We start from the raw sequence: 14,334 nt of genomic DNA on the forward strand, positions 1-14,334 counted from the left end.
CTCCTTATTTTGTAATTGCTTCTATAAACATTAATTCTGTTACATTATCATCATTAAAATTATCATTATTAACAATTTGTTCTTTAATAAGATTATTAGTTTTTTCTATATTTTCTAAAAGTTCTATTATATGGTCAGTGAAATTATTAACGTTTTGAAAATATTCTTGAATTAATATTGGTTTTATAGTAATCATTTTGGATGTATTTACCCATAAATTTGTATTATTTTCTTTTATTAAATCTTTACTTTCATCGAAAGCAAAATATAAATATTGCAAAAAACTCTTGAAAATTGTTTCGCTAAATAATAATACTATTGTTTTAACTTTATTATTTTTCCATATTTCAAATGCATGTCGTTTATTAGGTTCAATTTCATTTTTTATTAATTGACTTTTGTTATTTAAAATTGTAGTTTCTACAATAATATTTAGTTCTTTTGAAACAAAAGATGCATCTGGTTGTCCACCAGGTGCTGTCATTTTAGGATATAGATTATAATCTAGTAATGTGTTAGCAAAGTCTTGAAATTCTGGAAAATTAACATATCAATATTTTTCTTTTGTTATATATCAAACATATAAATTAATAAAATATTCAGTTAAAATTGCTCGAGAAATACCATTTAAATGTTCTCATTTTTCTTTAGATTGGTCTAATTTTATCTTATGTAGATAAGTATTTATATTTATACCATTTTTAATAAAGCTAACTACTTCTTCTAAATCAAAAGGTGGTATAAGTGCTTTTTGATATTTTTGAATATTTGTTTGATTAATATAGTTTTTAAATATTTTTAAAATTTGTTCAACAAAGTTTTCTAGCGATGTTGTAGTCAAATTATTTAAAAGTATTTGTTTATCTTCAAGAATAAGAAATTTAAAAAAATTTCTTATCTCATCATTTCTAAAAGTTAAATATTTTTCGTTATTATTATAATCTATTGTAAAAATTTCAAGGTTTTCTGATCAATATAAAGTTAGGTTTAAATATTCCTCCTTTGCTGTTAATATATCAGAATAATAACTAACTTGTTCATTAAATTCATTAAAAGGTATATTCTTAAAAAAATCAATAATTTGTTTTTGATTTTGAACTTTTCATTCAAGATGCAATCTTTTTTTTACTATTAAAGTTAAAATTTTTATAATTTTTTCTGAGTTTTTTAATGAAAAAATTCTCTCAAAATTAATTTCTCATTCTTTATCATAATTTTTATCTTTAATTTTTTCACTTAAAATATTATAAAATTTTCAATTTTTTATCTTCTTTCTAAAATTAAATTCCTTTCATTTTTCACTTTGATGTTCTTCAATAGCAAAATGTAAATTTATTAAGTCATATTTAGACATAAATTTTTCTTTGCATAATGAAGTAAAGAGTTCTTGAAATGTGTATTTACTTTGAAATTTATCATTTATATCCTTTGTATTAAATTTTAAAAATAAGCAGATTCAAATAAAGGTGTCTGATGAAATACCAAAATATTGTCCAAATAAATCTAATAATCTAAAAATTTCGCTATCTTCATTAGCTCCCCTAAGAATATTGTAAAAAAAACTACCATCCCGATTTTTCAAAAGTGTTATATTTTTTTCTTTTTTTTCATTCTTTTTTATTAAGCTAAAGTTTCTTAAAGTCTTAAACAGTAAATTTATATCTTTTTCTAAATAACTTGTATTTTTTTGTTTAAATCCTTCTTTTACACAAACATTTCAAAAGTTTTGATATTCGCCTAATAAATCAGAAATTATATTTTGTTTATATATATAATCTATGACAAAATTATACAAAGCAATTTGATTATTTTTTCTCCAGGATGTATCACCTATCTTTCATAATTTGACATTATGCTTCATAATTTTTTACTAATATCTCCGTTGTATTTTTTGAGGTTCTTTGATAATTGCTACTTTTATAATTTGTGGGAACTTCTTTTATAACAAAATTTTTATTTTTTTCTAAAAATTCTTTTAATATATTATTTTCAACATCTCCATTTTTTATAAAGTTAGATAAAATAAATTTATATTTTTTATCATTTAATTTTTGCAAGATTTTTATCAACCTTTTTTCATCATCAATGCTTCAATTATTATTATATGTAGCATTTGAAATAAGGTATGGGGGATCAAAATAAAATATAATTTGATCTGTTTTATACTTTGAAATTAAATCAAGCACTAAATCTTCAAAATCTAAATTATATGTTTGAATTAATTTAGTTTTGGATAATTCTATAAATTTTATTAAATTACTTCTTCTATATTTGGTATAACCACTTTTTCCTATTGGAACATTAAAAAAACCTTTTTTATTGAAGCGCAATTCTGAATTAAAACTAAAAAATACTAATATTATTAATAATATTATATCCTTAGTTTCATTATAGTCATTTCTTATAACTAAATACTTCTCTTTATTTTCTTTATAATTTTTTTTATAACTTAGTTGATATTCTTCTAGTTTTTCGTTGATTTTTTTGTCTATTATGTCAAATTCTGTATATAAAAAAGATGTTAATATTTCAAAAAGTGCTTTATCATATTCATTATAAATAACATTTTTAAATGGGCTATTTATACCAACATTAAAACTACCACCAAAAACATCAACAAATTTCGTACTTGCCTGCATACTAGGTAAATTAGTAAAAATAATGTCTAAAATACGATATTTATTACCTAAATGATTAAGCGGAGAACGTATATGTTTATTTTGCATTTTTTAATATTCTTTTCTGTGATTTTTTAAAATAGTCATCGCTTATTTCACTACCAATAAAATTTCTTCCTAATTTTATTGCTGCTATTGCTGTGCTTCCACTACCCATAAAAGGATCAAGAATCAAATCACCTTTATTCGTATGTGTTTTAATTAATTCCATAATTAGTTTTTCTGGTTTTTGAGTCGGATGAATCCTTACGGTTTTAGAATTTTCAACTGCAAAATTATATTCAGGTTTTTTATATGGATAATCTTTGTTATTATCAAAATTAAAAATTCATTTTTTTCCAGGTTTAACAGCTCAAATAATAAATTCAAAGTCTGTTATATACCTTCTATTAATATTTCGAGGCATCGGATTAGGTTTAATTCAACGAATTAAATCCTTAACAATTAAACCGCTTTGATTTAGTGCTTCAGCAATTGCTCCAAGGTTTTTTCAATCATTAAATATCAAAATACTACCACCAGGTTTTAAAAGCACTTTAACTTCTTTAATTCAGTGTGTTTGATCAAAATCTTTATCTCAATTACCAAAGTCAATTCCTTGTCGATTAATAGTATGAAAATTATTTTTACGACTTATATTATAAGGTGGATCTGCAATAATGCAGTCAACACTAATATGATTTTGTTTCATTTGCTTGAACAAATTGATACAGTCTAGGTGGTAAATTTTATTAATTTGCATTTTATTTCCTTTTATTAAAATTTTATCATATTGGATGTAAAACTTCCTGAATTCTTTATGTTTGTCTCGTTTAATATTGTAATTTATTTTTAGTCACAAGGTAATTCACAACCAAAATTTTTATCAGTTATTTTAAAAATTTATAATAGAATATTATATATTAAGGATAATCAATGAGAGATATTGAGCAACTAAAACAACTTTGTAATAAAATAGATGAATCAACATATGAATCAAAAATTGGTGTTGATTATATAAATGCATTGAAAAATTTGTTTTCTTTGAAAACAAAAATGACACCCCGTTTTTATATCAAGATGTCATAACTCAACCTAAATTGTCAGATTTCAAGTTTGAAGGAATTAAAGATTTTCAATTTATTTGTAAATTAAAAGCAAAACCGTTAATAATTAAGGATGACAAACGATATAATAAAAAAATAGTAGCTTTTGATTTTCATAATGAAAAAGCAAAAGAAATTTTCGAAAACGAAGTGGGTGTTGTTTATATGATAACAGCATATATAGATAATAATGAATATATTATTAAGTTTGGTCAAACTAGAACACCATTTATATATAGATTGCAATCTTATAATTGTGGTACTGTTGTTAACTGAAGAACTGCATCTACAGCTAATATAAAGATTTTACAATCCTTTGTAAGCACAAGGTTAGAATTCAAATTATATCTATATCAACCTCAAAAACCACTGCATGTAGAATATTATGGTGAATTCGCTTTTGTTGCTTCTCCTGCAAGCATTTTCGTAGAAGATAGGTTATTAAACATATATTTAAATCAATTTCATCAAAAACCAATAGCAAATATTCAATCCAAAATGACTAGAAAGAAATAGTATGAAAAAAAATAATATTAATAATACAGAGGTAAACAATCAATTTGAATACCAGAAAATAAAAGAGTTCTTAAATAAACTAAATGAAGATCAAAATCATATGAAATCTCGGGATGATATATGTACTCCAATGGAATGTGTTGAAAAAATGATAAATTATATCCCAAATGAGTTATGAAGCAGGAAAGACTTAAAAATTCTTGATCCGTGCTCTGGAAATGGTAATTTTGGTGCATATTGTGCTACAAAAACACAACTTAATAATATTTATTTTAATGAAATAAGCGAGTTAAGAGTTGATAATTGCAAGGAATTATTGAATCCACCACATCTAAGATGTGGTGATGCTTTTGATTTAAATGATGAATTTAATATAAAATATGATTTAATATTAGCAAATCCACCATATTCAGGTGGCGGAAACAAAAATAGAAGTTTATCAAATAAATTTATTGAATATTCTATTGATTTATTAAAGGATAATGGATATTTATGTTTTATAACTCCGAACAATTGAATGTCTTTCAACAACCATAATACTACATTGAAAAAACTTCTTAAAAATGGGAGTTTTATTGTGATTGACAATGATGTAAAAAGATATTTTAATAAAGTCGGTTCTTCTTTTTGTGTTTTTGTATGACAAAAAGGTATTTTTGATCATAAAACCACCATATATAATAGTTTTCTTAAAAAAGACATTCAAGAAAATGTAGTAATTTATCCAAGTTTACCATTTATACCTTTATACATATCACAAGAAACATTAGATTTAGTTCAATTATTAATCAATAATGACCCTACAGGATTTAAATATCGCTGTGATTTATACAACTTTACTAAAAGTATATTGCTTAGTGATAACCAAGATCAAGAATTTAAATATCCGACAATTCATACTATTAAACAAATAAGATATGCAAAAATTAAACAAGATATCTTTGATAAATATCTTATTATAGTTCCGCTTTCTACTTATTTCCTTCCTTTTATAACTACAAATTTTAATGTTACACAATCTGTGGGTTTTTATCAATTTGATGATAAAAAAGAAGCAGAATATTTTTTAAAAATTCTAAAGCAAGATATATATAAAGTTTTGGTACATATTAGCAGATTTGGTAATTTCAATAATATAAAAGTTCTTAAACATCTCAAATATAATATTAATACTTTTGATCATAAAATAACTTCTAAAGTTGCTCAATTAGTCAAATTAATAAAATATTAAAAACTTTTTTAACTGTGACACAGTTAAAAAATAAATTTATTCCAAATTTAAAAAGATTTCACCTTCTTTATACTCTATATTTAATGTTGTTTGTTTGCTTGTTCGAATGTTTGTAAAGTTTTCAAAAATAAAATCGCTAACTTTATCAATTAAAATTTCATCTAAACCTGTAATAATTCCACGTGCACCTAATTTTTTATCAATTTTTGTTTTTGTTTTGGTTAACAAACCATTTATTACATTTTCATAGTCTGCTATTCTCATTTCTAACTCATATAATGACTTCAATTGTTTTTGTAGTTTAACAAGGTTAATTTTAATTATTTGTTTTATGATATTATCATCAGTTATAAAGTTAAATGCTATGATATTTCTATGGCCGATACGATTTAATAATTCTGGTCTTTGTAGTTGATTATTAAAATAATTTACAACTTCTTTTCTAAAATTCTTTTCAACATTTATAACTGAATCATCTGGAGATACTTTATTTGCACCAATGTTGGACGTAAAAATAATAAAAGTTTCCGAGAAGTCTATTAACTCTCCCTTAGAAGATGTCAATCTACCATCTTCTAAGATTTGTAAGAATTTATCTAGTATTTTCGGGTGTGCTTTTTCAATTTCATCGAAAAGTAAAATAGAAAATGGATTTTCCTTCACTTTATTAGTTAACTCTCCACCTGAATCATATCCTACATATCCTGGTGGAGCACCAATTAATCTTTGATCAGAATGTTCATGATTATATTCTGACATATCAAAACGAAGCAATTTATTTTCATCGTGAAAAACAAATTCTGCTAATGCTTTTGATATTTCGGTTTTACCTGTCCCTGTGGGTCCGGCAAAAAATAAAATTCCTTTTGGTTTGGATAACTTTTGCGATTGCAAGATACCATTTAAACCAATAAATGATGAAATTAATGTTTGCTTTATTTTAGCAATTGCTCCATCTTGACCTAATACTCTTTTTCTTATCTCAATTTCAAAGTTTTTGAGGTTTACAGGATTAATTTTCTGTCACTCTGATTCTTTTTTATTATAATGAATAAGGTTATATTTTTCAGTATATGTGAATTTATTACTTCCTGTTCATCAAACTCGACCAATTTGCATTATTTCACGGCATGTTTTTTGTGATGTTAATCCTACTGCCTGCGAGTGCTCTTTGCTTTTTATTTCTTGTAATTTACTTACATCAGAAACAATGAAATTTTCAGATGTGTTTTCTATTATATATGATCGCTCGTATTGATTTGGTTTATTGATGTGAACTACTGCAGCCTCAGGATTATCCTTAACTAATTCACTAAAGATATTTTGCTCATTTTTTGCTATAAAAATCACTTTATTTTGTTTATTAATATCTGCATTATTAATCAGTTTTTCAGATTTAATGTTAGTTAAAATAACTGATAATATTCCACTAATAACTTCAATTAACTCAGGCGAATTCGTTGCTGTATTAGAAATTAATATATCTGAAAAATCAATAATATATACATTTGGATTCGCTTTTTTAGAAACTTTGTTCTTGTTAAATTCAACAATGCTTTCAAGCAATCTTCTCATATATGTCAACAAATCGATACTGTTTTCTTCTTCATCTGTTTCATATTCAGAAGTGATAACTTCTGGATATAATTGGAATTCACCATATCCAGGACTAAATTTAGTTATCCTTAGATAACCTAACGATTCAAACAAATTAATTATATGTTGATCTAAATTATGTTCTTTTTTATTATCATGTTCATCTTTATAATAATATGTATCATATACATTACCTGAGATAACTACAAGATTCTTTTCTTGCAGTTTAATTGCTAATTTCTTTAAAGAATTATACATTATTTTACTCCAGATTTTATGGTTTGCTGCATTGCTTTTAATAATGGTTTTGCATTGATAATATTACGAAGTATTTTAATATCTTTGTATAAATATCCTTTTTTAGAGACTGCTTGCTGAATCTTTTCTGATAATGTAACACACATATGTTTCTCATAATCCCCTATATCATATTGTACACTGTCATCTAGATTGAAAATAATTTTAAATCTATTATCTTTATTATTTTTAAAATTTAGAACATATGCAAATGAAACTCGCAATTCACCTTTGTCATCAGTAATTGTAATAACATCTGGTGTACCTTTTAAATGATACCCGTTTTCTTTTAAAACTTCTTTATAGGTATTTATTTTTCTTTGGGTTAAATTATTACGATAATTTAACTCTTGTATTACTGCTAATAAATCACTTATTTCTTGCGGAGAAGTCTTTGTATCTAGCTCATCAAGTAATTTGAATTTTATCTTTATATCTAATGTAGATTCTTCAATTAAGTTCTCAATATGTCTTTTAGTTTTATCCAATGTTTGCTTAGTAATCTCTTTATTTCTTATCTGAGAAATTTTGGCTTGCAGTGCATTCGTTGTAATAACTGTACCAGTTTCTTTTAGTTCTTCTATAGCGATGTTTGCAATATAACCTTCTTTTAAAATTAGTCGATTTATTTCACTTTCATCTTGTTTAATTTGAGCAAAAATATCATCGATATAGTTTAAATTTAATTTAAGATTTTCTAGTTGTTTAAAAATTCTGTGTTTTTGGTATTGAAATTCTGTTTCTCTAGCAGTAACTTGATTTTCATATATTTGTCTTGTCTCGGAAAACGACTCGAGCGTATTTAAACTTGCAGCTACTGATTCTAAAATTTCTTTACATTGTTCTTGAAATAATTCAGATGAAGCATTGTTATAAAGTTCTGTAACTTCATCATTAATTTTATTTAACTCTTGTTTTTCTGCATCAATGCAGATGCTATGAGTAATTACTGCAGCATGTGACATTATTTTTCTCCTTTTTTACTGTTATCAAATTCTGATTCAAATCTTAACAATTGCTTCTCTTTTGTTAAATTAAAACTAAAATTTTCTTTTTCTTTGTTATGTATTTGCTCAGAAGTTCATTCATATGTTTTGGAAAAATTAGGATATCCTTTTTCTTTTAATAATTTAGAAACATTTTTTGTTGAATTTACTAAGGTTTCTAAACTTTGTCTTAGTTTTGCTGTTCTGCCTAAAAATGTTTCTTCAGACATTGTTGGAGCATCTTTTAGATAAATTTTAATTTTATTTATATTATTTGATATATATGGACTTTTTAAAGGACTGTAATTTATTGCAGTTAATTTATTTAATTGTGATTCTAATTCGCTCTTTGTCATTGATTTGTATTTTAGTAGCAATAAATTAAGAATCTCAAATGCTTTTTTAATATTTATTTCAGGTATTCAGTTGTCAAAATACACTTCGCCATTATCATAAAACCAAGGAAATGTCTCATAGAAAATGTTTAGCAATGTTGAATTTGTTATATCATATTTATATTTTGATGATACTAATTTTATAAATTCACCGTTATCTATATTCTTATAAATGTTATTTTTTTGCTTCTTTAAATATTTAATTAATTCATCATATTCAATTAATTTTTCTGTGTATAAATACATTAATTTATTTATATCTGTTATTTTATGATTTAATATTTGTTCTTTATTTTTAACAAAGAAATTATAAAAATAATTAACTGTGAAATTATAATCAATAATTTCCATAACATATTCCAGAACCTTAGCATCTTTTATCTGATGATTTATATCCTGTGTGTTTTCTTTTGAAAACTCACTTTTAATCCAATGTTTTAAATCTATTTCTTCTTTATATAACTGATAGGTATTAACAAAGTCAGTTTTTGGATTTCCCAAATTGTTATTAAGGTAATATTGCAGTTTTATTGGCGCTTTAAAGACTTGTCAATGCTTATTTTCAGCATATATAATTTTAATTGAAATGGGTCAGATTCAACTCTTTTGTTCATTACATTTATCTATCAAGTTTTGATTTTCTTCTAATGAATATTTTAGATCTTCTTTATCCTTTTGATAAAAATTCCCTTGAAAATCACTCCCATCAAAAACTTCATTAAATTTTTCTTGAAGTTTTTGTCTAAGTATATATGAAAATGAAGGAATATATTGATTATATGAATATATAAAATTTGTCTTGTTTCATTTAATTTTGTTATTATCTACTTCAAATTCACAATTTTCTTCTATAAGAACATTAACTTTCTCTAATTGATGTGAAATAAAGACATAATCCTTATTATCATCATATCCACCTGATTTATATTCTTTCCATTGCGAAACATTATCATCGTTTGTTTTTATATTTTCGCGCAGTTTAATTATGTTATTTAAATCATTTGAATCAGAAAAGTTAGGTTTTCAATTAATATCTGTTTTCTTCACAGCTATTCTGCGTTCTTTATTTATTAAATTAACATAAATTATATTTTTTACTATCTTTTCTTGTTCTTCAAGTGTTTTATACTCATCATTATCAAAATATTCTAATATTTTTTTATTTATCTTAATAGAATGAAATCTCAAATTCTTTCAATCTCCTTTATTATATTTATTAGTGTGTGTATATAAAACATTATTTATAAATAAATTATCTATTTTTTCTTCTATTAAAACAAATGATCTTTGTCAAATATTTAATACTTTTGTAATAACATCTTTAAATAAATCAGTAGATTTAATTTCGTAATTACTTCGAAAGTCTGGGTTTTCTAAATACTTAATAATTCCTACAAAAATCGCACTTAGTTCATCCATATCAATGAGTTTTCTGTATTTTTTAAATATTTTTAATTCTAAATATGGAACATTAATCTTAATCTTCATTGAATTGTTCTTCATCATAATTAACAATTGCTCCTTTGCTTGATGCTTCATCATATCATTTTCTGATAATGCTTTCGAATTTACTTCCTGTAGGTAGATCTATTTCTGAAACAATATCATTAAGAGGTTTTCGGAATGCACCAACTAAAATTAATTTATCCTTTGCTCGCGAAACTGCAACATTTAAACGTTCTATTTTTTTATAAAAATCATAATTTCTGGTATTAAGACTAACGAAACCGTTCTCATCGAAACTATTTTGTGCTCTGATTAAATCTACTATAACAATATCTTTTTCGCGACCTTGAAAGTTATCTACTGTATCTACTTTGATATTTTTTAGTGCCTTTATATGCGAGTATTCTTTGATGAAGCTTCTAACAACATTACTCTGATCACGGTTCATACAGATTACACCAATTTGGTTGGAGTTTATATTGTTATTTTTAAATAAATTATGAAGTATTTTTATAATAATATATGCATTATATTCATTGATTCTTCCGTTGTATTCTTTGTTTTTAAACATAGAAGATTTTTGATCAGCAGTGTAAGAAAGATTGCTAAGAGCATTAATTATTTTGTTTTTTTCTGAATGTTCTGAATTTAAAGAAAGAAATTTCATAAAATCTGTCGAATAATGTGTGGAATCAACTATGTTAAAATGATGATTAAAATTATTATTCTGATTCGTTTTTAAATTATAATTAATAAATTCGTGACTTTGATAAATGCTCGGCATCTCGAGTTTTTCATCATGATCATAAACAAAGTTAACTATATTCATTATCTCGGTAGCAAAACGGTGTTGAGTTTTTAAAAATGAATATGGTGAATGATTATTATATCTTCTTTTTATTTGCAATGCATGTTCTTTAAAGAAAGGAAATTCCAGTTCCTTTTTAAGATTATTTCAAAACTCTTCTGTTGCTGGTCATTTTGAGCTATTTTGAAGTTTCAACCAATTTCATCAATTATCCAAAATTCCTTTATCTGATTCTCCATATTGATTAAGTTTTTTGTCATTTAGGTTTTCAGTTAATTCAACATTAGGTGGCAGTTGCCGATAATCTCCAACTAATGTTACCTTATTAGCCATTAAAATACTATTAATCACTTCTAATGTTGTTGATTTTGATACTTCATCAAGAATTTGAAAATATATAGGATAATCTATAAATAACCTTTTAGAATTATCGCTATCATTAAAAATCGATATTTCTTGTCTGGCTGATGTAGTCATTCCTATAACATTGATTAAATCTGCATCAAATGCTTTCCTAGCAAAATTTTTAATATCATCAATACTGTTGTTTGATTTATCAGCATAATAATTTTTCATTTTATCAAAATATATACTTCATTTATCCTGGATTTGAGCTTGTGTTTTCTTTAGAATATCATCAAGATTTCAAAATTCGACTAATCTAATTTGTGATTTACTTGCTACATTTTTAAATTGTTGAAAATATTTATTTTCTTCAAATCCTTTATATTCATGGTTAGTTTTGATTGTAAAATCTAATATCTGGTGCAATATGTCATAATCTATAGTTTCTTTATAAGGGGATAAAGTTATTTTCATAACTTCATCTTTTGTGTGTTGAGTTATTTTTAAATATAAATCTGGTGCTTTGTCTTTATTTGATTCTAAATATTCAACACTTAATTTTATATCAATATATTTTAGTAAATTTTCTTCTTTATTATCTTTATACCAATTTAAAAAAGGTTGAAAATTCTTTTTTTCAGTAATTAAATTATTGAATAAAGAACTTGTAAAATTCTTTAACATCGCTTTATCGCTGAATTTTTCATTTTCTAGAATTTCAGGATTACTGTAATCTATATCTTCTCGTCTTAATAACTTAAAATATATAAAATTGGGATTCTTTTTATTAATTTCATACAAGCGATCAAGTGCATTATTAATTGCTTCATGTGTTGATGACATTATTAAACAGTTCTTTTTATTTTCATTTACTACATGCTCTATAATTGCACAAATAGTCTGTGTTTTTCCAGTCCCAGGCGGTCCTTGAATGTATGAAATACTTGATGAATTTAGTGCTTTTTTAACTGATTCTTCTTGTTTTTGATTTAAATTCAATGCTATCTGACTGTTTATTTTAAAATTTGCTGGTATGTTCACCTGAAAGAAATTTGGTTCTTCTACTGATTTTGCTAAATAAGGATTTCTGTACATCCCATCACTAAAGTTTTTTAACGAATTATAAAATCTTCTATATTTAATTACTAAACCTTCATCTTTATCCGACAAATAATAATGATTGCTATTAAAAAGATCTTTTATATTTAATAGAGAGTGTTCAGAATCATTAATTGATTTTATATTTATATTCTCTATTGACTCAGATTTTGTGTCTTTTTTTATCTTCAGTTCAGTCTCTATAATTTTATATATCTTAAAAAACTTATCTGCTATTAGTTTTTCAATATATTTTACTTTTTTTTCTTCTTTTTCTATACTTTCTTTATTTGATTTAATTAAAGTTCGTATATCAGATAATTTGGTGTTTGATATCCTTATATTTTCACTTATATTTTTGAGTTCTACATCGATCTTTTTTATCTTCTGCTCTAGTAATAATTTTTCATTATTTAAGTAATTTATTTTATCTTTATAATTATCAACATCATAATCATCTTCTCATGATTGTTCTTTAATTTTTTTAATTTCTTTTATTTGATTTGATACTTCATTAATTTTATTATTAAAATTGCTTATTTGTTGTTGTAAATCTTGTTTATGTTTTTCAGATTGTTTCTTCTCTTTTTCTTTTTCATTAATTTCATTTGTCAGATTTTGATTCTGATGTGTAAGCATATTTATTGATTCATTTGATGATTTTATAAATGAATTTAACTTACTTTTTATATACTCGGTTTTATCAACATCATTTTCGTTTTTGTTTGTAAATTCATATTTATCATCATAATCATTTTCAGCAAATATACTGATATTCTTACCGGAAACAAGTTTTTCTTTTTTATTATCTCTGCTCACCAAGCATCAATACTTATGATATGTATTTATATTATCAACTCTTCTGTCTTTGAATTTTAAAACAGGATATGAGTATGTCTTTTTATCACTTTCTTTATTAAAGATATGGAAAGAAATTAAAAAATCCAATGAATTCCTTAGTTTTAATCCATTTTCAGTTTTTGTATTTTTTGTTCACATTAATTCACTACTTTTTTCAAGAATTATGTTTCTTATTTTATGATTCTCTTTTAGAGTATTGTATATTCTAAAATAATTTTCTTCGTATTTAATATTTATAAGCTGAATGCAAAGATTAGAAATATTTTGATATTCTTTTTCTAATGATAAGTCCAAAAACTCTATTCTACTTAATTCAAAATATAAATCTTTAATACTCTCCAGTTTCTTTAATTTAGTAAAAAGACAAATGCTATTAAATCTGTCAATCTTAAATTCTTTAATATAGGAATCCTTTAGCTTTACAATAAAAACTACAGTTGAAACCAACGGTCCACCTGTTTTTAAATCATTCCAATCATTATTTAACAAAACCTTTTCTAACTTCTTTTTGCTTGATAGCAAATCAAGATTTATTACTTCCAAGTTATAATTATCTATATTCTTAAATACTTCATTAAGATAATTAATATACTGATTTATATCATTAGAATTCAAGTAATTTAAATTCCTTCGAAATGTTTCTTGAAGAAACTTCTCCAGGGTTTTCTCTTTTTGTTTTTCAGAAATATGTCCTGCTTGAATTCTTAAATCGCCATACGAAAGCTTACTATTAAAATTAACAGCTATATTAATAGTAGATGTGTGTGTGTGTGTAGCAAGTTATCCACAACCATATTTAATTTACCTCACAATTTCTCTTATTATGAATTATTTATTCATAAATTTTACTATAAAAATAGGCAATTTATTGCTTTTTACTGATATTTTTTAGGTTGTGTTCTTACACAAGTTAAAAAAATACCCCTTAGGCATAGTCCTTTGAAAACTGAATAGTAATTATAATTCATTAAAATGTCTTGAATACATTTACT

At 24.0% G+C, this 14,334-nt stretch carries 10 protein-coding genes; 3 read left to right on the forward strand and 7 right to left on the reverse strand.

What is annotated here, in order from left to right:
* Positions 1 to 4 precede the first annotated feature (4 nt).
* The 3 genes from ACXYRO_RS02665 to ACXYRO_RS02675 are packed head-to-tail and all read right to left on the reverse strand — an operon-like array spanning position 5 to position 3,420.
* Positions 5 to 1,861 carry a hypothetical protein gene (locus ACXYRO_RS02665; protein WP_458614226.1) on the reverse strand — a complete coding sequence of 619 codons (1,857 nt, stop codon included), beginning with the start codon at positions 1,859 to 1,861 and terminating at the stop codon, positions 5 to 7.
* The gene (locus ACXYRO_RS02670; protein WP_458614227.1) at positions 1,851 to 2,726 is read right to left on the reverse strand and encodes a DNA adenine methylase; all 876 of its coding nucleotides are present in this window, start codon (positions 2,724 to 2,726) and stop codon (positions 1,851 to 1,853) included. Before ACXYRO_RS02670 ends, ACXYRO_RS02665 begins: the two co-directional genes overlap by 11 nt.
* Complete coding sequence (locus ACXYRO_RS02675; RefSeq protein WP_458607402.1) at positions 2,716 to 3,420, reverse strand: DNA-methyltransferase; 705 nt, start codon at positions 3,418 to 3,420, stop codon at positions 2,716 to 2,718. Before ACXYRO_RS02675 ends, ACXYRO_RS02670 begins: the two co-directional genes overlap by 11 nt.
* Before the next feature lie 173 nt (positions 3,421 to 3,593).
* Between ACXYRO_RS02675 and ACXYRO_RS02680 the strand changes: the two genes are divergently transcribed.
* Genes ACXYRO_RS02680 through ACXYRO_RS02690 form a run of 3 tightly spaced genes read left to right on the forward strand, consistent with a single transcriptional unit; the run spans position 3,594 to position 5,510 of the window.
* On the forward strand, positions 3,594 to 3,746 hold the full coding sequence (locus tag ACXYRO_RS02680; protein ID WP_458614228.1) for a hypothetical protein: 153 nt from the start codon (positions 3,594 to 3,596) through the stop codon (positions 3,744 to 3,746).
* An 11-nt stretch (positions 3,747 to 3,757) separates the two neighbouring features.
* Positions 3,758 to 4,279, forward strand: coding sequence for a hypothetical protein (locus ACXYRO_RS02685; protein ID WP_458614229.1), 522 nt, complete (start codon positions 3,758 to 3,760; stop codon positions 4,277 to 4,279).
* A gap of 1 nt (position 4,280) precedes the next feature.
* On the forward strand, positions 4,281 to 5,510 hold the full coding sequence (locus tag ACXYRO_RS02690) for an Eco57I restriction-modification methylase domain-containing protein (protein WP_458614230.1): 1,230 nt from the start codon (positions 4,281 to 4,283) through the stop codon (positions 5,508 to 5,510).
* Positions 5,511 to 5,546: 36 nt separating this feature from the next.
* Here ACXYRO_RS02690 and ACXYRO_RS02695 read toward each other — a convergent pair whose 3' ends face one another.
* The 4 genes from ACXYRO_RS02695 to ACXYRO_RS02710 are packed head-to-tail and all read right to left on the reverse strand — an operon-like array spanning position 5,547 to position 13,957.
* On the reverse strand, positions 5,547 to 7,364 hold the full coding sequence (locus tag ACXYRO_RS02695; protein ID WP_458598178.1) for an AAA family ATPase: 1,818 nt from the start codon (positions 7,362 to 7,364) through the stop codon (positions 5,547 to 5,549).
* A complete protein-coding gene (locus ACXYRO_RS02700; RefSeq protein WP_458607405.1) occupies positions 7,364 to 8,368 on the reverse strand; it encodes a hypothetical protein in 1,005 nt (334 codons plus the stop codon). The genes ACXYRO_RS02695 and ACXYRO_RS02700 overlap by 1 nt, the downstream gene beginning before the upstream one ends.
* Positions 8,368 to 10,290 (reverse strand): hypothetical protein, encoded by a 1,923-nt coding sequence (locus ACXYRO_RS02705; RefSeq protein ID WP_458614231.1) that lies wholly within the window; start codon positions 10,288 to 10,290, stop codon positions 8,368 to 8,370. The genes ACXYRO_RS02700 and ACXYRO_RS02705 overlap by 1 nt, the downstream gene beginning before the upstream one ends.
* Positions 10,262 to 13,957 (reverse strand): AAA domain-containing protein, encoded by a 3,696-nt coding sequence (locus ACXYRO_RS02710; protein ID WP_458614232.1) that lies wholly within the window; start codon positions 13,955 to 13,957, stop codon positions 10,262 to 10,264. The genes ACXYRO_RS02705 and ACXYRO_RS02710 overlap by 29 nt, the downstream gene beginning before the upstream one ends.
* Positions 13,958 to 14,334: the final 377 nt, after the last annotated feature.

It is taken from the genome of Mycoplasma sp. 4013 (assembly GCF_054353875.1).